The 22,623-nt window shown below is 37.0% G+C and carries 25 protein-coding genes; 9 read left to right on the top strand and 16 right to left on the bottom strand.

Annotated elements, in window-relative coordinates; genetic code table 11:
- Positions 1–258: 258 nt before the first annotated feature.
- Positions 259–435: a gamma-type small acid-soluble spore protein gene (locus ACQKNC_RS21210; RefSeq protein WP_323650745.1), complete on the bottom strand. Its 177-nt coding sequence runs from the start codon at positions 433–435 to the stop codon at positions 259–261.
- Positions 436–519: 84 nt separating this feature from the next.
- Entirely contained in the window at positions 520–1,554 is a 1,035-nt protein-coding gene (mutY, locus tag ACQKNC_RS21215; protein ID WP_427426704.1) for an A/G-specific adenine glycosylase, read from the bottom strand.
- Between the two features lie 198 nt (positions 1,555–1,752).
- On the opposite strand from mutY, the gene ACQKNC_RS21220 reads away from it, so the two are divergent.
- The gene (locus ACQKNC_RS21220) at positions 1,753–2,739 is read left to right on the top strand and encodes a metal-dependent hydrolase (protein WP_427426705.1); all 987 of its coding nucleotides are present in this window, start codon (positions 1,753–1,755) and stop codon (positions 2,737–2,739) included.
- A 38-nt stretch (positions 2,740–2,777) separates the two neighbouring features.
- On the opposite strand, the gene ACQKNC_RS21225 is transcribed toward ACQKNC_RS21220, so the two are convergent.
- Genes ACQKNC_RS21225 through recX form a run of 3 tightly spaced genes read right to left on the bottom strand, consistent with a single transcriptional unit; the run spans position 2,778 to position 4,177 of the window.
- On the bottom strand, positions 2,778–3,047 hold the full coding sequence (locus ACQKNC_RS21225; protein ID WP_427426706.1) for a YfhJ family protein: 270 nt from the start codon (positions 3,045–3,047) through the stop codon (positions 2,778–2,780).
- A complete protein-coding gene (locus ACQKNC_RS21230; RefSeq protein ID WP_427426707.1) occupies positions 3,048–3,377 on the bottom strand; it encodes a YfhH family protein in 330 nt (109 codons plus the stop codon).
- The gene (gene recX / locus ACQKNC_RS21235) at positions 3,374–4,177 is read right to left on the bottom strand and encodes a recombination regulator RecX (RefSeq protein ID WP_427426708.1); all 804 of its coding nucleotides are present in this window, start codon (positions 4,175–4,177) and stop codon (positions 3,374–3,376) included. Before recX ends, ACQKNC_RS21230 begins: the two co-directional genes overlap by 4 nt.
- A 587-nt stretch (positions 4,178–4,764) precedes the next feature.
- Between recX and ACQKNC_RS21240 the strand changes: the two genes are divergently transcribed.
- Complete coding sequence (locus ACQKNC_RS21240; protein ID WP_427426709.1) at positions 4,765–5,583, top strand: polysaccharide deacetylase family protein; 819 nt, start codon at positions 4,765–4,767, stop codon at positions 5,581–5,583.
- A 44-nt stretch (positions 5,584–5,627) separates the two neighbouring features.
- Entirely contained in the window at positions 5,628–7,007 is a 1,380-nt protein-coding gene (gene rlmD / locus ACQKNC_RS21245) for a 23S rRNA (uracil(1939)-C(5))-methyltransferase RlmD (protein ID WP_427426710.1), read from the top strand.
- Between the two features lie 183 nt (positions 7,008–7,190).
- On the opposite strand, the gene ACQKNC_RS21250 is transcribed toward rlmD, so the two are convergent.
- The 4 genes from ACQKNC_RS21250 to ACQKNC_RS21265 all read right to left on the bottom strand — a co-directional run bounded on the left by ACQKNC_RS21250 (position 7,191) and on the right by ACQKNC_RS21265 (position 10,206).
- Complete coding sequence (locus tag ACQKNC_RS21250) at positions 7,191–7,472, bottom strand: hypothetical protein (RefSeq protein ID WP_427426711.1); 282 nt, start codon at positions 7,470–7,472, stop codon at positions 7,191–7,193.
- Between the two features lie 10 nt (positions 7,473–7,482).
- The gene (locus ACQKNC_RS21255) at positions 7,483–7,875 is read right to left on the bottom strand and encodes an SHOCT-like domain-containing protein (protein WP_427426712.1); all 393 of its coding nucleotides are present in this window, start codon (positions 7,873–7,875) and stop codon (positions 7,483–7,485) included.
- Between the two features lie 13 nt (positions 7,876–7,888).
- Positions 7,889–8,254: a DUF2089 domain-containing protein gene (locus ACQKNC_RS21260; protein WP_427426713.1), complete on the bottom strand. Its 366-nt coding sequence runs from the start codon at positions 8,252–8,254 to the stop codon at positions 7,889–7,891.
- A gap of 773 nt (positions 8,255–9,027) precedes the next feature.
- Positions 9,028–10,206 carry an MFS transporter gene (locus ACQKNC_RS21265; RefSeq protein ID WP_427426714.1) on the bottom strand — a complete coding sequence of 393 codons (1,179 nt, stop codon included), beginning with the start codon at positions 10,204–10,206 and terminating at the stop codon, positions 9,028–9,030.
- A gap of 368 nt (positions 10,207–10,574) precedes the next feature.
- Here ACQKNC_RS21265 and ACQKNC_RS21270 point away from each other — a divergent pair, with 368 nt between their 5' ends.
- Positions 10,575–10,760, top strand: coding sequence for an SE1561 family protein (locus ACQKNC_RS21270; RefSeq protein WP_285400331.1), 186 nt, complete (start codon positions 10,575–10,577; stop codon positions 10,758–10,760).
- 51 nt (positions 10,761–10,811) lie between these two features.
- Here ACQKNC_RS21270 and ACQKNC_RS21275 read toward each other — a convergent pair whose 3' ends face one another.
- Positions 10,812–11,603 carry a YwqG family protein gene (locus ACQKNC_RS21275; RefSeq protein ID WP_427426715.1) on the bottom strand — a complete coding sequence of 264 codons (792 nt, stop codon included), beginning with the start codon at positions 11,601–11,603 and terminating at the stop codon, positions 10,812–10,814.
- Between the two features lie 487 nt (positions 11,604–12,090).
- Between ACQKNC_RS21275 and ACQKNC_RS21280 the strand changes: the two genes are divergently transcribed.
- Positions 12,091–13,629 carry a fumarate hydratase gene (locus ACQKNC_RS21280; protein ID WP_427426716.1) on the top strand — a complete coding sequence of 513 codons (1,539 nt, stop codon included), beginning with the start codon at positions 12,091–12,093 and terminating at the stop codon, positions 13,627–13,629.
- Between the two features lie 587 nt (positions 13,630–14,216).
- On the top strand, positions 14,217–16,121 hold the full coding sequence (locus ACQKNC_RS21285; protein WP_427426717.1) for a heavy metal translocating P-type ATPase: 1,905 nt from the start codon (positions 14,217–14,219) through the stop codon (positions 16,119–16,121).
- A 55-nt stretch (positions 16,122–16,176) separates the two neighbouring features.
- Here the strand turns inward: ACQKNC_RS21285 and ACQKNC_RS21290 are convergent, their stop codons facing one another.
- Both ACQKNC_RS21290 and ACQKNC_RS21295 read right to left on the bottom strand, forming a co-directional pair.
- A complete protein-coding gene (locus ACQKNC_RS21290; RefSeq protein ID WP_427426718.1) occupies positions 16,177–17,115 on the bottom strand; it encodes a YihY/virulence factor BrkB family protein in 939 nt (312 codons plus the stop codon).
- Positions 17,116–17,138: 23 nt separating this feature from the next.
- Positions 17,139–17,465, bottom strand: coding sequence for a YtxH domain-containing protein (locus ACQKNC_RS21295; RefSeq protein WP_427426719.1), 327 nt, complete (start codon positions 17,463–17,465; stop codon positions 17,139–17,141).
- Between the two features lie 282 nt (positions 17,466–17,747).
- Between ACQKNC_RS21295 and ACQKNC_RS21300 the strand changes: the two genes are divergently transcribed.
- Positions 17,748–17,969 carry a DUF1128 domain-containing protein gene (locus ACQKNC_RS21300; protein WP_053483058.1) on the top strand — a complete coding sequence of 74 codons (222 nt, stop codon included), beginning with the start codon at positions 17,748–17,750 and terminating at the stop codon, positions 17,967–17,969.
- A 66-nt stretch (positions 17,970–18,035) separates the two neighbouring features.
- On the opposite strand, the gene motB is transcribed toward ACQKNC_RS21300, so the two are convergent.
- Both motB and motA read right to left on the bottom strand, forming a co-directional pair.
- A complete protein-coding gene (motB, locus tag ACQKNC_RS21305; protein ID WP_427426720.1) occupies positions 18,036–18,809 on the bottom strand; it encodes a flagellar motor protein MotB in 774 nt (257 codons plus the stop codon).
- The gene (gene motA, locus ACQKNC_RS21310; protein WP_427426721.1) at positions 18,793–19,596 is read right to left on the bottom strand and encodes a flagellar motor stator protein MotA; all 804 of its coding nucleotides are present in this window, start codon (positions 19,594–19,596) and stop codon (positions 18,793–18,795) included. Before motA ends, motB begins: the two co-directional genes overlap by 17 nt.
- Positions 19,597–20,365: 769 nt before the next feature.
- On the opposite strand from motA, the gene ACQKNC_RS21315 reads away from it, so the two are divergent.
- The gene (locus tag ACQKNC_RS21315; RefSeq protein WP_283164800.1) at positions 20,366–20,500 is read left to right on the top strand and encodes a hypothetical protein; all 135 of its coding nucleotides are present in this window, start codon (positions 20,366–20,368) and stop codon (positions 20,498–20,500) included.
- Between the two features lie 184 nt (positions 20,501–20,684).
- Positions 20,685–21,248, top strand: a complete 564-nt coding sequence (locus ACQKNC_RS21320; RefSeq protein ID WP_427426722.1) for a beta-class carbonic anhydrase — start codon at positions 20,685–20,687, stop codon at positions 21,246–21,248.
- A gap of 49 nt (positions 21,249–21,297) precedes the next feature.
- On the opposite strand, the gene ACQKNC_RS21325 is transcribed toward ACQKNC_RS21320, so the two are convergent.
- Positions 21,298–21,885 carry a GNAT family N-acetyltransferase gene (locus tag ACQKNC_RS21325; protein ID WP_427426723.1) on the bottom strand — a complete coding sequence of 196 codons (588 nt, stop codon included), beginning with the start codon at positions 21,883–21,885 and terminating at the stop codon, positions 21,298–21,300.
- A 76-nt stretch (positions 21,886–21,961) separates the two neighbouring features.
- Positions 21,962–22,333, bottom strand: a complete 372-nt coding sequence (locus tag ACQKNC_RS21330; RefSeq protein ID WP_427426724.1) for a hypothetical protein — start codon at positions 22,331–22,333, stop codon at positions 21,962–21,964.
- Positions 22,334–22,623: the final 290 nt, after the last annotated feature.

Below are 22,623 nucleotides of genomic sequence, written 5' to 3' on the forward strand. Positions count from 1 at the left end.
TTTTAAGTCTGTACAAAATTTCGTTAATTTGAAGCGAATATTATCATAACAACAACCCAATTGGAATTTTTTTGCTTGTTCTTATATATAAAATCAGGTTCCTTCTGAATCTGAGCAGTTTCCTCGGCTACCCGATTAGTTCTCTGTTATATCTGAACAGTTTCCTTACCTTAAAAATTCAAAAGGAGCTGTCTTTTTTAATCTTTTCGATTTTAGACAGCTCCTAAGAGGTAAATGCAATTATGCAATTACAAAGTGTTATTCACCAAGATCTTGGTTAGTTTTGTTGAAGTTACCTGAAGCTTGAGTTTTGTTTTGCTCTGCCTTAGCATTTTGCTTTTGCACTTCATTAACGTCTGTTTCATAACCAAATTCTTGACTTTGACGTTGCATGTTTTTATTCGGTTGTAAATTTTGGTTGTTTTGCTTTTTCATTATTCATTCACCTCCACGTTCATTATTGTGTACCGAGGTGAATGCTTTTATGCTCTAAATTTTTATTTAATATATTTTTTTTGATTAATCCTTAACTTCTTGCCATATTTTCAGCATTGGAACAGGCATTGGTAATAATTCTATTTGTTCGCGAGTCAGCCATTCGCCCTTTTCTGCTGAATTACATTTCATAAAATAGCTATTTATATGCCATGTTAAATGTGAAAAAATATGCTTAAATGTTAGCAAATCATGTTGCGATTGAACACTTATAGCATAATCATTCATAAAAGTATCTATTGATTCTTTACTGTGCTCGAGCATTGGAAACTGCCATAGATTAGCTAGTAAACCCTCTTCTGGACGTTGCTCCAATAAAATTCGACCTTTATCATCTTGACATACAAGCACATCGTATGTGATATGCTTCATCTTTACTTTTTTAGATTTGATAGGTAATTTTCCAGGCTCACCTTCATTAAAAGCGACACAGTATTCCCTCACAGGACACAATAAGCACTTTGGTGAAGTGGGCGTACAAATAAGTGCTCCAAGCTCCATTAAGCCTTGATTGAAGGACGATGCATTTTCTGGATCTATCAGTTCTTCAACAGCCGCTTCAAAAATCTTTTTAGTCTTTGGAACTGCGATATCATCATAAATATTAAGTACACGACTTAAAACGCGCATTACATTGCCATCAACTGCATGTTCGGGCTTACTATAGGCAATACTTAAAATAGCTCCAGCAGTATACGGGCCTACACCTTTTAATTTTGAAATCTCATGGCGATTATCGGGTACTACCCCACCGTAGTTTTCTAATACCTCGCGAACACCTGCTTGTAAGTTACGTGCACGGGAATAATAGCCGAGGCCTTCCCAATGCTTCAATAAGTATTCTTGTGGAGCTTCCGCGAGTAATTCTAATGTTGGAAAACTTTCCATGAAACGATTGTAATAAGGAATAACTGTGTCGACACGTGTTTGTTGAAGCATCACTTCCGATACCCAGATTTTATAAGGGTCCGTAGTATGCCTCCAAGGTAAATCACGTTTCTCAACATTAAACCATTCAACTAAAGATTGTCGAAATTCTGTTACATATGGATAATTCACAGTGACCTCCAGCGTCTTTACGATTTTATTTATGGTAAAAAGGGTATACAATTAAGAAAAGATTTATCTGTCAAAAACGACAAAAAACGTCATAATTCAATTCAGCACGTTTAAGTAAATATCAGGTATTACGGATTATTGAAATATACATGTATGCAAATTGTACTCTATTCTTATGCATACAAGGAGTGGATATTTTTGGATTCAGGTACACATTTCGTTATGGGTATAGCCCTCGGGGGTCTTGCACTAGCTGATCCCGTTGTAGCAGATCATTCTATGACTTTTACCGCAGTAATGGCAGGTACAATTATTGGCTCACAGGCACCAGATGTCGATACTGTTTTAAAACTGCGCAACAACGCAATTTATATTCGACATCATCGTGGGATTACACATTCACTACCAGCAGTAGCTATTTGGCCTCTCTTAATTACAGCGGTTTTAGCAATTATTATTCAAGACGCAAATGTGTTTCATTTATGGCTTTGGACATTTTTAGCTGTAGCACTTCACGTCTTTGTTGATATCTTCAATGCTTATGGTACACAAGCACTTCGACCATTCTCTAGAAGATGGGTTGCACTTGGTGTCATTAATACGTTTGATCCAATTATTTTTACACTACATTGCCTTGGCATTTTACTTTGGGCATTTGGTGCAAATCCAGTTTGGACATTTAGTATCATGTATCTCATTATTATCGTTTACTACATTTTACGATTTGTAGTCCAAAAGGCTGTCAAGAACGCTGTGCATAATACCATTCAGGACGAAGAGTATGTTATTGTAGCTCCTACAATGCGATTCTTCCACTGGCGAATTGCAGCAAAATCCAAAACGCATTATTACGTTGGGCGTGCTTATGGGCGAACTGTTAATATTTATGATAAATTCGAAATAAAACCTTTACCGAAAACGCCTCTTATCGAAATAGCTTTGAAAGATCGCAATCTCGCTGCATTCGTGTCATTCTCACCATTGTATCGCTGGGAAATTTCAGAACTCGATAATGGCTTAACTGAAGTAAGATTAATTGATCTGCGATACCGTAGTGATAATCGCTATCCTTTCGTTGCTGTCGCTCATTTAAACGATGACAACGAGATTATCACTTCATACACAGGCTGGATTTTTACTGAAGATAAACTTCAGAAAAAATTACAGGTTGGAGCAAGTAATTAAACATCAGTAAACCCTGACCAACATTGGTCAGGGTTTTGTTATTGCACCATATCATCACTAGCATCAAGTAAATGCGCGTATTTGGGATTGCGCCCTGCAAATGCATGCAGTTTATCACCATAGCTGGTAATTAATTGGCGCACCAAATTTTCAGTGTACTCAGCACCACGATAGGCGTAGCCAGCTTTTGCAGAAGTTGATTCAAAATCACTCCATAAAAGCTCAATCCAAACTCGTGCACGTCCTACTGACATTTGTGGGTTTTTTGCAAGTAACTCAGCAATTAGTTTCTCAATTTTTTCATCCATTTATTTGCCCACCTTTAGAGGAGATAGCATTGAAACTGGTAAAGCTTCTTGGTATTTTTCGCCCCCTAAGCGATGTCCCCAGGCAAAGCGTCCTTTTAAATAATCCACTTGGAAAAATTCATTTTCAGAGCCGTCAATACGATACATTTCTCCAGGAATTATTGTATCTAAATCTACTAAATAAGCAGCAGCCATTAAAGCCTTACGCTCGTATACTGCGAACTCATTGATGATACCGAGCTGTTCCGCCTTACGTGCCTTTTCCTTTATCATGGCTATTTCTTCACGTAATTCGTGCTCTGACATTGCAGCATAATTTTTTTCGTTCATTCCTCATTCTCCTTCTCTTCTATAAAACGATCTATAACTTCTATAGGAAATCCCTTTTGATAGAGCGCCTGCTTTATTTTCATTTTCAGTTCAAAACCAGTATACTTCGATGAATACTTTTTCCAAACTTTTTCGCCTTGTACATCAAGTAACTGTTGCCATTCGTCTTCATCTTGCTCAATCACCATTTGATTTAGCACCTCATCTACAACACTAAAAGAATAACCTTTTCGCATTAAAAAATCTTGAATTTTAGCTTTTATTTGTGTTGGTGTTTTCTTTTTTTCTGATCGAATGACTTTTTCAGTTAATTGTGTCGCAAGCTTTACCTGTTCCTCATGACTATACGTAGCAAGTACCTCATCCTGTAAGCTTTTATCAATTCCTTTTTTCATAAGGTCTTGCCTAATTGCCTTTGGTCCCTTTTTCATCGTAGCTTTTTTCGTATCTAGTAATGCCTTGGAGTAAGTTTCATCATTTAAAAAACCATATGATTTGAGCTTTTGTATAGCCTCTAATATAACTGCTTCCCCAAATTCTAATGTGAGAAGCTTTTTCTTGACCTCATGCTCACTGCGCATTTGATAAGATAAAAAATTTAACCCTTTGTTAAAAGCTTTTCGAATCTCATCCTCATAGGCAATTTCCTGAATATCAAATTCCTCAAGCACTTTTCCCTTTGTTAATCCGAATTGAATGAGAATTGCCTCATCTACTGGAAAAGCGTATTCTTCGTTCAAATATATATTATAACGTTCTGGATTGTTTTTTTGACGTGCAATTTTCGTAATAATACGCATTTGTAACACCTCACTATTTACCATTATAACATTTTTCGTGGGTGTTGCTTTTTTCCCTTGGGTATTCTCATGTTCGCGGGTATTTTCCCGTTTCACGCAGGTATTCACTTCTCTTCCGCGGGTATTTTCTCTTTTCGAGGGTATTCACTTCTCTTCCGCGGGTATTTTCACGTTTCGCGCGGGTATTCACTTCTCTTCCGCGGGTATTTTCTCTTTTCGAGGGTATTCGCTTTTCTTCCACGGGTATTTTCACGTTTCTCGCTGGTATTCACTTCTCTTCCGCGGGTATTTTCTCTTTTCGAGGGTATTCGCTTTTCTTCCGCGGGTATTTTCTCGTTTCGAGGGTATTCGCTTTTCTTCCGCGGGTATTTTCACGTTTCTCGCTGGTATTCGCTTTTCTTCCGCGGGTATTTTCTCTCTTCGCGCGGGTATTCACTTCTCTTCCGTGGTAAAGGTCAGCATGTCTACCTACTGTTTTAGAAAAACATCACTTTTAAAGAAGCCTTTCAAAAATTATTGTATTAAATTGAGTAGGATAATTTTTTGAAAAATACGCATTCTAATGAAAAAGAAAGGATGCGTTTTTAATGTGGAAACAGCATATTGTAGGAGCGGTCATCGCTACTTTTATTATTGCCGCGGCAATTAGCTTTAATCCATTTTCAGCTTCTGGCTCTGAAGAATATAACTGGGGTCTCAAACGAGCGAAAAACGGTGAACCAGCTGAGGCTGGAGCACAGCTTGATCAGCTACTTGAGAAGTATGGCGCTATTTATAAAGGTAAGCCTGATAAAAAAGTTGCTTATTTAACCTTTGATAACGGATATGAAAATGGATTTACGGAAAGCATTTTGGATACATTGAAGAAGGAACACGCACCAGCTACCTTTTTTCTAACTGGTCATTATTTAGAAAGTGCCCCTGATTTAGTAAAACGCATGGTTAAAGATGGACATACTATCGGCAACCATTCATGGGGGCATCCAAATATGGCGAGGCTTACGCCAGAAGGTATGCGTAGTGAATGGAAGAAACTCGATGACAAGTTACGTGAATTGACAGGTATTGAACGTACAACATATGCTCGCCCACCTGAAGGTACATTTAATGCGAAATTATTAGAGGTTGGAAATGCTGCAGGCTATCGTCATATTTTCTGGTCTGTTGCCTTTAAGGATTGGGAAAGGGATGTACGTCGTGGGGCAGATTATGCGTATAATGCACTAATAGAACAGCTACACCCTGGTGCCGTAATATTAATGCATACTGTTGCGCAGGATAACGCTGAAGCTCTTCCTAGGTTTATTGCTGAAGCGAAAAAACAAGGCTACACGTTTTTATCCCTTGACGATTTAGTTTTAGAATATGAAGATTTCCCTGTCGCTTTGCAATCGTCTACTCCTTAGTTATAATGGGGAGATGATATTAAAAGAACAGGGACGTGGAACGCTTGACGCAGCAAACAACAATGGAAGTTGGACAAAAATTTCCTCTAACAATAAAGAGACTTGGTATTAATGGTGAAGGAGTAGGCTTTTATAAACGTAATGTCGTATTCGTAAAGGGCGCCATTCCTGGTGAAGAAATTACAGCACAAGTGACTAAAACACAGCGAAATTTTGCCGAAGCAGAAATATTGAATATTCGCAAAGCTTCAAAATTTCGTCAGGAAGCTCCTTGCCCAGTTTACAACGAATGTGGCGGCTGTCAGCTTCAACATATGACATATGAAAAACAGCTAATCGAAAAGCGTGATATCGTAGTTCAAGCATTAGAACGTTATGCTAAGCCTTTAGCTAATGCAGTTGAAGTTCGTAAAACTCTAGGGATGGATAATCCATGGAATTATCGTAACAAAAGTCAATATCAAGTACGTAAAGAGGGTAAGCGTGTCTATGCAGGGCTATTTGCAGAAGGTAGCAACAAGTTACTGAACATTAATGACTGCCTTGTCCAACATCCGATTACATCAAAAATCACAGTGGCAACACGTAAAATTTTACAAAAACTAAATATTACGATTTACGATGGTCGTACTCTTGATGGCTTAGTGCGTACAATTGTTGTACGTACAGGGATTCGTACTGGTGAAACGCAAGTCGTGCTCGTAACAACGCGTAAAGAAATTCCACATCTAGCGGAACTCATTGCTCGTATAAAAAAAATCGATCCAAGTATCGTATCGATTGCACAAAATATTAACCGTGAGAAAACATCGCTAATCTTTGGCGATGAAACGATTGTCCTTGATGGTAAGGAAACGATTCACGAGGAGCTTGGCGAATTGGCCTTTGATTTATCAGCTCGCGCCTTTTTCCAACTGAACCCAACACAAACCGTTCATCTCTATGATGAAATCAAAAAAGCAGCAGCATTAACAGGCAAAGAAACAGTTGTTGATGCTTACTGCGGTGTTGGAACAATCGGTTTATGGCTGGCTGACAAAGCAAAAGAAGTTCGTGGGATGGATGTTATTCCAGAAAGCATTCAGGATGCACGAAAAAACGCCCGAAACCATGGCTTCAAGCATACAAAATACGCAGTCGGCACAGCAGAAAGTGTCTTAGCAAAATGGCGCAAAGAAGGATTTACTCCAGATGTTATTACAGTTGACCCACCACGCACAGGTCTAGCAACAGAGTTCATCCGCACTGTATTAAAGCTAAAACCTAAGCGCTTTGTCTATACGTCTTGTAATCCTTCAACATTGGCGAAGGATTTAAATGAATTATCGAAGCTTTATGATGTAGAGTATATTCAACCTGTCGATATGTTCGCACAGACAGCACAAGTGGAGTGCGTTGCAAAGCTTGTGTTGAAGAATAAATGATTTAACTTGTTCATAATGTTTGCACATAAAAATGCACATTACTAAATGTATCTTTCATCAAAAATTAAACAACTATATTTTTAACCCCGTCCTAAATTTAGAACGGGGTTAATGCTTTTATTCCGTATTGTAAGTTAGAAATTAGGCTATTTCTTCAAAATGCCAGTCAGTGATCAGTGTATTCTATAATCTTACCTTAACCTCAGTACCGTCCTTAGCTTTGACATCTACTAGCACGATCCCTTTATAATTTTTCAGTTCCTTAACAATAGGCTTTAGCGTTTTTTTATCTATTAGTGGGAAGGTAAAGTCCAGTTTTTTTCTTTCGAAGTGCTCTTTTGTCCATTTGTTTGCATTTTGCTGAAAAAATTTCGAAGACAAAATTGAAATAGCAATGTTTAAAACAGCATATGGAATTGGTAAGGTAAACCGAACGTCTTTTGCTTTCACTTTTACATACATCATAAGCAAATCACTATTCAATGATGACCGAAACGGTATCCCCGTTTGCCGATTTAATATCAACAATTTGACCATCTAATTCGTTTTCGATTGCTTCAATAATAAGGTTTATGTCTATATCTTTAACGTATTGTTCCGCTTGAGGAATACTCGCTGCAATGCTGTGTCCAGCCATTAATACTACCTTGACAAGCTTTATAGGTAAATTGACCGTTACGTTATCGCCTTCGTCTGATACAACACGAATTTTTAAAGTTTTATCTAAATATTTTGCCGGTTTTTCAGAAAGCTTATTATCTGTTTCTTCTTCTTTCTCTTTTAATACTTGAATCAGTTCTGATGCCTTATCTGCATCAATCTTACCTTCTTGAACCATCGCTAACACTCTTGTAATTTCTTCTTTCATGATAATTTCCTCCTTATTCTTCTTTTAAGAGCTTAATGGCTTCTTCTGCTGTGATTTCGCCATTTTCCAACATAGTGACAACTTTTTTCTCGTCTACTTCATTTTTCTTCTTTTGCGCATATCCAAGGGATGAAATGATGTCTGTTAGCTTACCCCGAACCGTTGGATACGATATCCCCAGTTCCTTTTCAACCTCTTTGATATTCCCTCTGCATGTTAAAAATACTTCCACAAAATGAAGCTGATCCTTTGATAAGGATGCCAGCTTAGATAATTCAAACTCATTTTCAATCGTCGTATGACAATGAGAGCACTGCAACTTTGTAATTTTCAATGTTTTACTGCAGACAGGACAATTCGTGATTACTTTATAAGCCATAATGATATCCCTTCCTTTTAGTTGATTTGATTATATTACAAGGAAATAAAAATGTAAATAAATAAACTTAAACATCATTAATATAAAAATTAATAATATTAATTATACATTTAACATTTTTAATTACCCTTTCCCATTTTTCATTTAGGTATTATATTGTTAAAGACATACCTCTTGATGAAAATACCTAGTTGCATAATGAGTACGATTTCTTAGACTTTGAAATATTGATTAATAATCCACGGATATTTGTTATTAGTATTCCAACTGTTGATGATTCAGCAGTCGTTAGCTTTTGGGAAATATAAACTCGTATATAAAGGTTGAAGGAAAAACATATGAAGAAAATTAAACAGCAGTAAATTAGGCGTCTCCTAAAATTAAGAGACGCCATCATTGTTTTGTTTATTATTTTTATATGTAATGCACAGCTCCAGCTGCCTGGTGGATGACGGACGGTCCAGAAAGACCAACACCTGAACCAGTTGCTCAGGAAATCCAAAGTCCAAATATTACTTATCTGCAAATATTATTTGATTTTATGGTTGCTTGTCTGTATAATAACTTTCTAGGTGCCAAACCTATGTGACTTGGACGGAACATCCTTGTCACACCAAAGAACGCCATAACAGCACGGATTTGCTGGGCGTTTTTTGTTTTATGAGCGGGAAGATGAGCCCCGCTCTTTTATTTTGCCAAAAATTATACATTTCGCAAAAACCTCTAAGCTGAGCGTTTGATTCTATTCCCCAAATTCGAAAGGACAATGCCCCTTACATCGACACTGGTCGCTTATTTTTATTTCGTCCAAATACTAGCAAAACAATTGCTATAACAAGTAAAAGCATCGCCACTAATAAAAGGAAGCTGTAATTTACATATTCTAAATAAACGCCTCCTAAAAATGGACCTGTTAAGCTACCAATACTAAGGGCAATGCCGCAAAGCAGATTTCCTGTTGGCAGTAGCTCCTTTGGTGTTAAGTCAGCCATATAAGTAATACCTAACGAAAACATCGAACCGACTAATGTACCTGTAAAGAAAAATGCTACGGCTACTGCCATTTGTGAATGCTCCAAAAAGCTTGCAATGCCAAAAAGAACAGCCCCTCCAAATGAGCCTATCATCAAGACATTGCGTCGTCCTACTTTATCCCCTATTGCTCCAAGTGGTACTTGCGTTAAAATCCCGCCAAATGTAAAGACTGATAAAATAATAGGAATCATATTCACGTCAAAACCTTTACGTAAAGCATAAACAGGGAACAATGCATTTAAAGAAGATTCTAAAAACCCATAAACAAACGGCCCTACAAATGCAATCCACCCAAATACAATAGCCATTTTATAACGATGCCAACCTCTTGCATGCAAGTCTCCCGTTAATCGCTCTGGTTTTTCATTTTGTAACAGGAATACAAAAGCCCATGCAAATAAGCACATAACCGAGGACACAATAAACGGTAATGCTTCTGCAATTTGTATAAGTTTCACCATTAAAGGTCCGACTGCAAATCCTGTACTAAAGGACAAGCCGTAAATGGCCATACCTTTTCCTAAGCTTTTATGATCTGAAGTGCTTGTAATCCACGTCTGTGTCGCAAAGTGTAACGCATGATCCCCTACCCCAATGAGTAGGCGGAGGGTAAACCAGAAGGTCACACTCTTCCATAAAGGAAATGCTAACAACGAAACGAAGACAAGTGCACCGCCAATTAAAATAATTGGTTTGTAGCCCCATTTTCGTAATGGCTGCTCGATAAACGGTGAGATTAATAATGTTCCTATGTATAGACCTGTTGCATTCAATCCATTCAACGCGGAGGATACTCCATCACGTTCAAAAATAATTGAAATTAGCGGTAAAAGCATCCCTTGTGAAAAGCCTGATATAGATACAATTAACACTAGAATGGCAAATCTTTTTTTGCTGTAATCTGAGAAGTATGTCATCTTTTCCTCCAACATTAAGTCACTTTTCCAAATAACAGCATACCAAAAAGCCTTAGCGCTCACCACATGTGATTTTACGCTAAGGCCTAACTAACACTTATCTCCATTTAATTGTATAAACACGAATTTCGGCTTTTACATTGGCCGATTACTTGTTTAAACTCCCTCCTTTTCGAGTTAGAGTTTTTAAGATTTTTAAAATCAGCTCCTTTACTTTTTCTTAATATTAATTTAACACACAGCATCAATATTGTAAATATTCTGTCTATTATTTTTTCAAAATAATCGCTTAGTCCTAGGTGTTTACCTAAGCATTGAAATTTAGTCCCAAATCAGCTACTATGAAGGGGACGAAATGAGGTGTATGTATGTCAAATCCAATCACTGATAAAAAGCAACAAGTGAATTACTTAAGAGAGCGTCTTGAAATATTTTTAGAGGTATTAGATGCGATTGATCCTGAAACAACTGAATTAGAGGATATTGATCGTTTAATTCAAATGATGGATGATTTAGAAGACAAAATGGAGCAATTTAATGCTCGTGAACAATAACTGATAAAAGCAAGTGGAAGGCTCTAATTATCCACTTGCTTTTAATTTTAGTTAATAACAATCCCAATTATATAGAACTTTACTAAAATCCTTACTTTTCAGTTCATCCTCTGTGATGAAAAAATTGCCGACCCCGACATCTCCCCACAAAATATGATCGCCTACACTGTCAATTTGAAGCAACAAAATTGTTGAATCTGTGTAGTCGCCATATGCCCTTGGATCCTCCTGGGTAAAGAATGGATATCCCCCGATTTTATGACCTGTGCTATTTAATGTCTCATAAAATAGATCTACTAAATTATCATTATCTTCTATATCAGCAAGGATCTTCGCATATAGTTTTTCACTTCTAAAGTCACTTGCTGATAGTGGTTCATAACCCGCTTCAAAGGACAGTGCCATTTCTTTTTCCACTGGAAAGTATAATTCTTCTTCTTTCGCTTCAACAAATGAAAAGTCTTGTATTAACTGTGACTCATCACTGACAATATGTTCGTGAAAAACAACACGGAAGCCCTCCTGATTTCGACCATTATCAAAGTCCATCCCTAGTACATCATCATATCCATCAATATAAAACTGTAAGATTCCCTCTTTGGGGAGATTTGGCAAATGCTTAGGTACATCTGCAAAATTAATTTGTGCTAGTAATTTTAATGGTTGCCCTTCAGAATTTTTTGGGTACTCCATCGACAACGGGAAATACGGATCCCCTGCAAACTTACTTTCAAATAAAGATGTTTTTCGTTCTTCGGTTTCAATAAATACAGTAGGTTGTATCGTTTCCTCTATTACTGTCCTATATTGTTCAAATGCTTCAGGTAAATTAAGTAGCTTCATAATAGCCTCCTAAAGTAAATTTAATTTTATTATAGAACAAACGTTCCTATATAACAATCTTTATTTCAAGTAACCTATAACTTTTAAAGAAGGCAGGTACATTCTTTCACTATATACGTGATTGGGTAAGTATTTATATATCAATTAGGTACATAGGAATTTTGATCAGGTTGGCTCTATAATTGATCAGCTGCTTGGAAAATCTGATCTGATCCGTTTCATTTCTAAAAGTGATCGGTTTCTCAGGAAATGCCTTCGTTTCCTACTATACTCTTCTTAAGATATTGTTTATTCCCCTGCTTCAATATCTTAATAATTGCTTAACGATAGATAAAACTTGATTAACATAATTTCACATATAAAGTACCTCTTTTTGAGAATAGACCTATAATTCCGACCACAATGAGTTGAACTCTTTTTTTCATTAGTTGAAAAGAGTATAATGTAACGTGGAAATAATCAAATTTTCTATGGGGGGCAATACCAAATGAATATCCAAACTTTGGAGAAAAGTCTTTACAATTTAATTACTGAAACATCTACGAATCTACCTAAAGACGTTCGTCGTGCAATTAAGAAAGCTAAAGAAGCTGAAAATGCTGGTACTCGTGCTGCAATGAGCTTGGACACAATCTCAACTAATATTATTATGGCAGAAGATAATGTATCACCTATCTGTCAAGATACTGGTCTACCAACATTTAAAATTTATACTCCTGTTGGTGTAAACCAATTAGAAATTAAAGAAGCTATTAAAAAAGCTATTAACGATACTACTGCAGATGCAAAATTACGTCCAAATGCGGTTGATTCATTAACAGGCGCAAACAGCGGTAATAACCTTGGTGACGGTCTACCTGTTATGAAATTCGAACAATGGGAAAAAGACTACATCACAATTAAGTTAATCCTTAAAGGTGGCGGCTGTGAAAACAAAAACATTCAATACAGCCTACCATGCGAGCTTGACGGTCTTGGCCGAGCTGGTCGTGATCTAGATGGTATCCGTAAATGTATCATTCACTCAGTATACCAAGCACAAGGACAAGGCTGTTCAGCTGGCTTCATCGGCGTAGGTATCGGTGGTGACCGTTCTTCTGGTTACGACTTAGCGAAAGAACAATTATTCCGTCATGTGGAAGATACAAATCCAAATCCTGATCTTGCTAAATTAGAAGAATATGTAGTGAAAACTGCAAACACATTTGGTATCGGTACAATGGGCTTCGGTGGTGAAGCAACATTACTTGGTTGTAAAATTGGTGTTATGCACCGTATCCCAGCTTCATTCTACGTATCAGTAGCTTATAACTGCTGGGCATACCGTCGTATGGCTGTGGACATCAATCCTCAAACTGGCGAAATTATTAACTGGCATTATCAAGAAGGCGAAAAAATTACATTTAAAGAAGATGAAGTTGCAGCAACAACAGAAGATACTACTACAAATGTAGTGGAACTTACTGCACCAATTACTGAAGAACAAATTCGTGCTCTAAAAGTTGGTGATGTTGTATCAATTACTGGTCGTATGTATACTGGCCGTGACGCAATTCACCATCACTTAATGAGTCATGATGCTCCAGTTGATCTTAATGGACAAGTTATTTATCACTGTGGTCCTGTAATGGCAAAAGACGAAGAAGGCAACTGGACAGTTAAAGCGGCTGGTCCAACTACTTCTATTCGTGAGGAGCCATATCAAGGTGACATCATGAAAAAATTCGGTATCCGTGCTGTAATCGGTAAAGGCGGGATGGGACCAAAAACACTTGCTGCATTAGAAGAACACGGTGGTGTTTACTTAAATGCAATCGGTGGTGCTGCACAATACTATGCAGACTGCATTAAAGGTGTAGACGGTGTTGACTTAATGGAATTCGGTGTTCCAGAAGCTATGTGGCACTTAAACGTTGAGAAGTTCACAGCTGTTGTAACTATGGACTCTCACGGTAAATCACTACACGCAGACGTAGACAAATCATCACTAGAAAAACTAGCGCTACATGCAGAAAGAGTATTTTAATAAAGAGTTACTTTGAATAGCAGAATTATTTTATAAGCTGTGGCGATAGCAGAACGTTTGCAAAAACGAGTTTATAACTTAATATTTTAGGCTCATCATCAAAAGTTTGGGATGACATTTACGTATGCCATGTTGATTGTAGTGGAGGCTGGGTGACTCCTTGGGGATCATCGTCACAGATAAGCATCGGACGCTTGCTCTGCGCGAAAGCAAGCGTCTCTAGCCGGAACGGAAATCAACCCACATATTATGATGAGATTAATTTATGCAGTAATTCCTAAAGTAAAGGCATTTTCACTGCACAAATTTGAAAAGCACAGAATATTCCTATGAATAACTGTGCTTTTTTTATGTTCAAAATTATTTCAAAAAAATTCATAATCACCTCAATCTCAATCCTGGACTACTTTTATCCCTCTTTTTTTAAAATCCCTTCAAATTTCTTACTTTCTTTTTTAAAATATCCTTGTTATAATAATTCTAAATTAGAAAGGAGCCAATTGAAAGCCATTTTCAATTCATCATTGTTCATATATATTGATTTACAAGGTTTTTGATATTGATTTTCATTATCAGGGGGGATAAAGGTGGAATATTCTAATCGAGAAAATTTTAATCTAATTGAGAAAGTAAGGGAGCATGCTGAATTAATTGCAGCTCTTATAGCAGGTTTGTTTATTTTGCTTGCATGGCGTTTAGATACTAGCGAGCAAACAACAGCTTCTATTATTTTATATATTGTTGCATTTTGCGTTGGTGGATTTGCTAAAGCTAAAGAAGGTATTGAAGAGACCATTGAAAATAAGGAGCTTAATGTTGAGCTATTAATGGTATTGGCTGCAATTGGTTCGGCAGCAATCGGTTATTGGACGGAGGGTGCTATTCTAATTTTCATCTTTGCTGTAAGTGGCGCTCTTGAAACATACGCAATGAATAAAAGTCATCGTGAAATTTCTGCACTCATGAATTTACAACCCGAAGAGGCTTGGCTTGTTCGAGGTGATTTTGAACCAATGAAAGTCGCTGTATCAACATTGCAAATTGGTGATCGCCTATTTATTAAACCTGGTGAACGTGTACCAGCAGATGGTGTAATCTTTAAAGGACAGTCTTCTATCGATGAATCCGCTATTAGCGGTGAGCCTCTGCCAGTAGCAAAACGTGAAGGTGACGAGGTATTTGCAGGTACAGTGAACTTAAACGGTGCCATTACGATGGAAATGACAAAACCGAATTCCGAAACACTATTCCAAAAAATTATCCAGCTTGTACAAAGTGCCCAGAGTGAAAAATCTCCTTCTCAACAGTTTATAGAAAAATTCGAAGGTACTTACGTGAAAATTGCACTACTTACAGTCGCTATAATGATGTTTTTACCCCACTTTGTACTCGGTTGGGACTGGACAACAACTTTTTATCGAGCAATGGTACTTCTAGTAGTTGCTTCTCCATGCGCACTTGTTGCATCCATTATGCCAGCAACACTTGCAGCAATTTCAAATGGTGCAAAACACGGTGTGCTATTTAAAGGAGGCTTACATTTAGAGCATCTAGGTGCATTACGTGCACTAGCAGTAGATAAAACTGGTACTTTAACACAAGGAAAACCAATTGTTACCGATTTCATTGTTCGTGAAGGAGTAGACCGTGAAAATACAATGGCAATCCTTGCAAGTATTGAAGTACAATCGAACCACCCACTTGCTCAAGCAATTACTTCATTTGTAAGAAAAGAGGGTATCACACAATTTCCTCAAGCTACTATTGAAGATATCCCAGGTTGGGGTATTAAAGGCTACGTTAATGAAGTTGAGTATCTCGTTGGTAAACCAGACTTTGTTGGTATAGATGAGGCAAATGATTTTGCAAATGGTGTAGCAGAAAACCTTGCCTCAGAAGGAAAAAGTGTTATTTTCATTCGTGACAAAGATGGCATTGTCGCATTAGCAGCCTTAAAGGATACCGTTCGTAATGAAGCAAAAAAAGCAGTAGCATTATTAAAAGAGCTAGGTATTAATGTTGTCATGTTAACAGGAGACAATGAAAAGACAGCAAAGGCCATTGCCAAGGAAGCAGGTGTGACAGAATACGTCGCTGAATGTCTCCCTGAAACAAAAGTGACAGAGATGAAACGGCTTCTTTCTCAACATAAATTTGTAGGGATGGTCGGTGACGGTATTAATGATGCACCTGCATTAGCAACTGCAACTACCGGAATTGCTATGGGAGAAGGAACAGATGTGGCTTTAGAAACAGCAGATGTCGTTTTAATGAAAAATGACTTATCTAAAATTGCCTATGCAATACGTTTATCACGTAAAATGCAACGCATCGTCAAACAAAACATCTTTTTCTCAATCGGAGTTATCGTTTTATTAATTGCATCAAACTTTTTACAAATCGTCGATTTACCTCTAGGTGTAATTGGACATGAAGGAAGCACCATTTTAGTTATTTTAAACGGCTTACGTATGCTTAATAAAAACGTCTAAAATAAACAGCCTCGTATCACAAAACGTGATAACGAGGCTGTTCTTTTTAATATTCCTAACTATTAGGTAGTGTCCCCTGCTTCAGAAGTTCTTGTTGTAATGCCTTTTTCTGCATTGTTGCATTTAAAACCCCACCAAAAATTAAAATAATTCCCGTGAAATATAGCCAAAGCATCAAAATAATAACCCCACCAATACTGCCATATGTAGCAGAATAATTTGCAAAATTACTAATATAAAAAGAGAAAGCATATGTTGCAGCTAACCAAGTTAGAGTTGAAAACAACGCCCCCGGCCAAACTCTCATTAACTTCAAACGTGGATTTGTATTTGGAACAAATCTATATATCCCCATTAAAACGATAAAAATAAGTAGAGGCGGTATCGACCAGCGCATTCTATACCAGATTATTTCAAACTGCTCCTCAATGCCAACAATCGAAAATAAGAAATGCCCCACTTGTTGCCCAAAAACCGGTAAAAGAAGAGCAACAGCAATAACAACGACAAATGCTATGGTGAAAACAAGGGATAACCCTCGATCTAATATACTCCCCCTAGTTTCTGTATCATATGCCTTATTTAAGGCTCTAATCAATGCATTAATTCCTTTGGAAGCAGACCAAATTGTTCCCAGCACCCCGATGGATAATAAACTACTATTACGGCTTGTTAAAATTTCATTCAATGTATTTTCAATAAGCCTATATACCTCGTCCGGCATAATATTCACTAAAAAGGAATACACTTGCGTCGTCTCTATATTCAAAAACGGTAGTAATGTAACTAGAAAAATTAGTAGTGGGAAAAAAGATAGTAAAAAGAAATAAGCCAATTCCGCTGCAAGAGCTGATATTTCCACTCGCTGTAAGCGTAGTATTAAATCTTGCGTAAAGCCCCTTGATGTCATCACATCTACAGCGTCTTCGTCTGGTGAGACAAATGATTTCACCACACCGACAGCTGTATGTATCGATGCTTTTTTCTTTTCCATACTAATTTCCTCCTGTATGATAACTATTCTTTATCAGATAAAGAAAAGGCCGATTTTGTGTCATTAATCATGCCTTCGATTGTGGAAGGTAATTCTTTAAATTCATCAACCTTTTCAACAATTGTGTTGACATTTTCTGTTACACTTTCACATAGCACTTTAGCGGTCAATACTTTTTCCTCGACTAGTACTTGTAATTCCTCTCGATTGGCTGCATAATACGAGATTGCTTCTTTCATCTTTTTCGTTGTAGCTATTGTTTTCTCACGCGTTGTACGGTCAAACATGCTTAATGCGGCACCAACTGTAGCGCCAACTACGATGGATGCTAATAATTTACTTCGTCCCATATTAAATACCTCCTGCTTGGTAAGTGTATATTCCTTTAGGATAATTAAGACTCATCACCAAAAGTTAGGGCTGTTTGATGCCCCGACCTCTCCATGAAAGCGCCCAGTCGAAACGGAAATCAACCACACGTTATGGTGATGTACCATAATTAAACTGCTTACTGCCCTTATTCTACCCAATAACAGTCTATTTTTAAAGCAATGCCCAAATACAGTGTTGACATTTTTTTTATTCAATGAAATGATATTTTCGAGGATTATTGAGAAAGGTAGGTTTAAATTATGGATTTATCAGTACCGTCAAAAGAAAACGTTATTTATATGGTTGATCAAATGAAAGACAAGCTTCGCATGGTTAATGTCGATGCGATGAAATCGGAAAATTTCGATGAAGCTAATTACGAAGACCTAGTCTATTTATACGAAATGGTCATGAAGCGCAACACATTTAGTCCGAGCGAGATGCAAGCCATCGTTGCGGAATTAGGAGCTTTGCGTAAATAAAAAGGGTTTTGTAAATAAAAAGCTATTAGTAATATGGCATCAAAGCCGATTACTAATAGCTTTTTTCTATTTTTTATTTTTCACGGCAGAACCGTCTTCAGTTACAAGTGGTTGTATTAGCACTTCTACACGACGGTTTTTCGCACGACCCTCAGGCGTGTCATTCGGAGCAATAGCTCGATTTTCACCATAACCTTTAGCACTAAAGTTCTCAGACTTTAATTTAGAATTACTATTCAATAGAACCAAATAGAAATTTGAAGCACGCATTAATGATAACTCCAGGTTTGACGAAAAATTCGGTCCTACTGGAACATTATCTGTATGTCCTGTTATAACAATATTTCGGGCTGGATCGGATACTAATACACCAGCAAGCTCTTTAGCAATTGGAACATATTCTGGTTTAATCACTGCCTTCCCTGGATCAAACAGAATACTATCACGAATTGTAACAAGTAACCCCTCATCAGTCATCGCTGTTGCGAATTGACCTTCCATCTCATGTACAGCGATGAAATTATCAACACTATCTTTAATTTGAGCTAACTCTTGCTGATCTTTTAAGTAAGCTGAATTTTGCTGTGCCTGTTGTGGTGTTTGGCTACTTTCTGCATTAGGAGTTTTTACTGCTGCAGGTTGCTCTAAAAAGCCTGTGCCACCATCAAATACCTGAGTAAACACTGCTGACATTCGATCTAGCTTCTCTTGGTCTACTGAACTGGATGCAAACAGTACAATAAATAATGCTAATAACAGCGTCAAAATATCAGCGTATGGCACTAACCAAGACTCATCAACGTGTTCCTCATGCTTTTTTTTCTTAGCTTTCTTTGCCAAGGCCGCCCGCCCCGCTTTCATTCGAAATTTGACGACGTTCTTCCATTGTTAAATAAGAAGATAATTTTTGTTCGATAACGCGTGGTGCCTCCCCTTCTAATACCGAAAGGATACCTTCAATCATCAAATGTTTTTGTTTTACTTCTAAAGCAGATTTACGTTTCAATTTATTAGCAAATGGATGCCATAATACGTAACCTGTAAAAATACCTAATAGTGTAGCCATGAAAGCAGCTGAAATGGCGTGCCCTAATTTATCTATATCATTCATATCTGCTAATGCGGCAATTAACCCTACTACCGCACCAAGTACCCCTAACGTCGGAGCATATGTACCAGCTTGTGTGAAGATTAGCGCACCACTTGCATGACGTTCTTCCATCGCTTCTACTTCTTCTGTTAAGACGTCACGAATATAGTCCGCATTTTGTCCATCAATTGCTAATGTAAGTCCATTTTTTAAAAATGGGTCTTCAATCTCTGAAGCTTTACTTTCAAGCGCTAATAGACCTTCACGGCGAGCTAAATCAGCCCATTGTGAAAACATCTTAATAATCTCAATATCATCTGCTAATTTTGTTTCTTTAAAAATATTTTTAAATAGCTTAGGTACTCGCTTTAACTCCTTCATTGGGAAGGCAATTGTTACTGCGGAAATAGTACCGAAGATGATAATTAGAATGGCTGCGGGGTTATAAAACGCACTTAAATTTACACCCTTTAGTACCATCCCTGTTAACAGCGCAACAAACGCTAAAATTAACCCTACTACCGACGACAAATCCATTTTTGAACCTCCAAATCTCCTATTAAACTTTATTTCGTCTATTTTTCCATATTTTAAATAAATACATAATATAGTATAAATGTATTTCACAAATTTTTCGATGTAATAATTACTTTTTATTCACTTTTCGACCACATTTGATTATATTGAATTAAGAATAATACACTAAATTGTCTTTATTTGAAATTAATTAAGAATTTGTTATTATCCTTCGACACAAAATTACTAAAATATGCTGAACTAGCCGTAAAACCAGGAGAAAATATCCAAAAATAATAACTCCCTCACATAAGCAGTTTGAATGATAAATTAAAACTTATTCAGATAATTATTAAAATTGCATATAAAAATGGTACAAAACAGGTTTTTGTTGAATTATCAGACGCTATACTTTTTTGAACTCGCTACGAAAACACTCTAAAAGACCCATTTAATTTCTTCCTATCAAGGAAATTTTAAAACGCGAATGGCTAGCTGAGCAAGGGACACAGCTGATCTTATCAATTATGCTTCGGAATAATTGCGTCCAGAATGGGCTAAATCAAAGCTTTACACAGGACTTTTTTAACTAGTACTAGACCTAATAGTAAGAAAGAATCGATTTTCCGCAATAAAAACTGGACATTTTAAGTATTTTATACCTACTAATGTTAGTCCAGACTAGGTATGTTATGGATGTCATAAATTCTCCTTAGATTTTCCTAGTAACCTATTGTATAATTAGTATAGATAATATAGTAGATTATTTTAGTAGAGAGGAGATGTCATTATGTTCATTACGACTGTACTAGGCTTTTCAGCCGTTTTATTAATCTCTTTGGGATTCTTCATCCACTACCTACAAGTTGGTTTAGATACTAAGTCTTCAGTAACTGTAGATCCAAAACCAAATGAAAAGTTTTAATATTTCTATAAAAAACAGCTACCATAATGTAGCTGTTTTTTATTTATTCTCAATTATTTCGATTCGCTAAATAAATTACTAAACTTCTTTTTTTTTAAAGAAAATTGCGTGAATATTGTCATTATTATTTGCATATTCAACGTTTTGCTCTAAAATATTTCTGTAAGGAAGGGAGCAATTTTTCATGACAATGTTACAAGATATTCTTAAGTTTAATGAAGATTTCGTTCAAGAAAAAAAATATGAGCCTTTTATTACAACAAAGTATCCGGATAAGCGCATCGTTGTGTTATCTTGTATGGATACTCGTCTTGTAGAGCTGTTACCTAAAGCTATGAATTTACGTAATGGCGACGTAAAAATCGTTAAAAGTGCTGGGGCATTAGTTAGTCACCCTTTTGGTGCAATTATGCGTAGTTTACTTGTAGCTGTTTATGAACTACAAGCAGATGAGGTGTATGTTATTGGACATTACGACTGCGGTATGAGTGCAGTTGACCCAGAAGCAATGTTAAATAAAATGGTTGTTAGAGGAATAAACCCTGATACTATCAAAACAATAGAATATTCAGGTATTGATTTAAAAGAGTTTTTACGTGGATTTGGCGACGTAGCAACAAGTGTAAAGATGAGCGTCGAAACAATTCGCAATCACCCGTTAATGATTAAAGATTTGCCTGTTCATGGATTAGTAATTGATCCAAATACAGGTCGCCTTGATGTAATCATAGACGGTAACGAACAATAGTAAAAAAGAAGCGCCTATCCTTCATTGTTTGAAAGATAGACGTTTCTTTTTATTGGCCCTCTAAACGTGCATACATATAATGATCCACCCATTGGCCATTAATGTACAGCAGTTTTCTCAAAAGACCTTCACGCTGAAATCCAGACTTTTCTAAGACTCGGATAGAAGCATTATTTTGTGTTGAAACATACGCCTCTACTCGATGTAAGCCTACTTGCTCGAACGCAAATTGCACGACCATATTAACTGCTTCTGTCACGATCCCTTTTCCAACATAAATTTCATCCATCGCATAACCAACAAATGCACTGGAATATGGTAAACGTTTTACAGCATAAAGAGCAATATGTCCTATTAAGTTATTTGTACCTGGCTCAAAAATACCGAAAGTAAATTCCCTCTTTGAGTCCATTAAGTATAAGCTTTCTTGAATTTTTTTATATTGAGCATTAATTGTATAATATTCAGGACGTTGTAACGGTTCGTATGTAGACCAAAAGTATTTATTGCGACTTACGAGATCAGTTAAACTTTGCGCATCTTTTTCATAAAATGTGCGAATGTAGCATTTTCCCCCTTGAATTGATACCACATTTTCACCCTTTTTCCTCAATAATCTCCAAATTTTAAGCACCATTTTCCCACTCTAACCTTCCGATAATTGTCAATACGTTTTTAATGCCTGAGTTCATTTTCAATGGTTAACAAACAATTTATGAATCTTTACCATAGCGTGTGGTTGATTTCCGTTCCGACTGGGCGCTTTCCTGGGGGCGTCCGATGAGCCGCTTTTGTTGTTGTTGTTGTTGCTGTCGCTTCGCTTTCGCACAGATAAAACATTTGCTGTCGCTACGCTTTCGCACAGAAAACATCCGCTGCGCTGCAGGGTCTCGGGCCAACAGATGTTTTTTGCGCGAAAGCGTAGTGCAACGTAGCGACATCAACAGCACGATGTTGGTCACGAAGGTGTTATCACAGGATGTGATGGTTTTAGCCTTCGTTCCTCTTTTCGCTAATCCCCAAGGATGTTGCCCAGCCTCCACTCCAATCAACTTATATATAGTATAAATTTCAACAAATATCATGCGCAACTTTTAGTAATTAACCCAGTTTATAGGTAAATCACCATCGAATTGAAGTTTTACTTTATCCCGCTTTAACGGTCAGTAAATGTCTTTCCTCGCTTTAAATGAAGATTGTAGTCGACATAGTAGACGATTAACTGACCGTAAAAGCCCGATTGGTTCAACTAACAATCAGTGGTAAAATAACCCACTGATTGAAGTTTTACTTTATCCCGCTTTAACGGTCAGTAAATGTCTTTCCTCGCTTTAAATGAAGATTGTAGTCGACATAGTAGACGATTAACTGACCG

It is taken from the genome of Lysinibacillus sp. NPDC094177, assembly GCF_050279145.1.
Lineage (GTDB): Bacteria > Bacillota > Bacilli > Bacillales_A > Planococcaceae > Lysinibacillus.

What these genes read in the sequence shown, in the direction of transcription:
- ACQKNC_RS21300 (WP_053483058.1), top strand. Translation starts at nt 17,748, where the DNA reads ATGGATTTATCAGTACCGTCAAAAGAAAACGTTATTTATATGGTTGAT.
- ACQKNC_RS21230 (WP_427426707.1), bottom strand. Translation starts at nt 3,377, where the DNA reads ATGAACGAAAAAAATTATGCTGCAATGTCAGAGCACGAATTACGTGAA.
- ACQKNC_RS21240 (WP_427426709.1), top strand. Translation starts at nt 4,765, where the DNA reads ATGTGGAAACAGCATATTGTAGGAGCGGTCATCGCTACTTTTATTATT.
- ACQKNC_RS21320 (WP_427426722.1), top strand. Translation starts at nt 20,685, where the DNA reads ATGACAATGTTACAAGATATTCTTAAGTTTAATGAAGATTTCGTTCAA.
- ACQKNC_RS21330 (WP_427426724.1), bottom strand. Translation starts at nt 22,333, where the DNA reads ATGATATTTGTTGAAATTTATACTATATATAAGTTGATTGGAGTGGAG.
- motA (WP_427426721.1), bottom strand. Translation starts at nt 19,596, where the DNA reads ATGGATTTGTCGTCGGTAGTAGGGTTAATTTTAGCGTTTGTTGCGCTG.
- ACQKNC_RS21210 (WP_323650745.1), bottom strand. Translation starts at nt 435, where the DNA reads ATGAAAAAGCAAAACAACCAAAATTTACAACCGAATAAAAACATGCAA.
- ACQKNC_RS21315 (WP_283164800.1), top strand. Translation starts at nt 20,366, where the DNA reads ATGTTCATTACGACTGTACTAGGCTTTTCAGCCGTTTTATTAATCTCT.
- ACQKNC_RS21260 (WP_427426713.1), bottom strand. Translation starts at nt 8,254, where the DNA reads ATGGCTTATAAAGTAATCACGAATTGTCCTGTCTGCAGTAAAACATTG.
- ACQKNC_RS21325 (WP_427426723.1), bottom strand. Translation starts at nt 21,885, where the DNA reads ATGGTGCTTAAAATTTGGAGATTATTGAGGAAAAAGGGTGAAAATGTG.
- ACQKNC_RS21225 (WP_427426706.1), bottom strand. Translation starts at nt 3,047, where the DNA reads ATGGATGAAAAAATTGAGAAACTAATTGCTGAGTTACTTGCAAAAAAC.
- ACQKNC_RS21290 (WP_427426718.1), bottom strand. Translation starts at nt 17,115, where the DNA reads ATGGAAAAGAAAAAAGCATCGATACATACAGCTGTCGGTGTGGTGAAA.
- ACQKNC_RS21255 (WP_427426712.1), bottom strand. Translation starts at nt 7,875, where the DNA reads ATGAAAGAAGAAATTACAAGAGTGTTAGCGATGGTTCAAGAAGGTAAG.
- ACQKNC_RS21270 (WP_285400331.1), top strand. Translation starts at nt 10,575, where the DNA reads ATGTCAAATCCAATCACTGATAAAAAGCAACAAGTGAATTACTTAAGA.
- ACQKNC_RS21295 (WP_427426719.1), bottom strand. Translation starts at nt 17,465, where the DNA reads ATGGGACGAAGTAAATTATTAGCATCCATCGTAGTTGGCGCTACAGTT.
- ACQKNC_RS21280 (WP_427426716.1), top strand. Translation starts at nt 12,091, where the DNA reads ATGAATATCCAAACTTTGGAGAAAAGTCTTTACAATTTAATTACTGAA.
- ACQKNC_RS21265 (WP_427426714.1), bottom strand. Translation starts at nt 10,206, where the DNA reads ATGACATACTTCTCAGATTACAGCAAAAAAAGATTTGCCATTCTAGTG.
- ACQKNC_RS21250 (WP_427426711.1), bottom strand. Translation starts at nt 7,472, where the DNA reads ATGATGTATGTAAAAGTGAAAGCAAAAGACGTTCGGTTTACCTTACCA.
- recX (WP_427426708.1), bottom strand. Translation starts at nt 4,177, where the DNA reads ATGCGTATTATTACGAAAATTGCACGTCAAAAAAACAATCCAGAACGT.
- ACQKNC_RS21275 (WP_427426715.1), bottom strand. Translation starts at nt 11,603, where the DNA reads ATGAAGCTACTTAATTTACCTGAAGCATTTGAACAATATAGGACAGTA.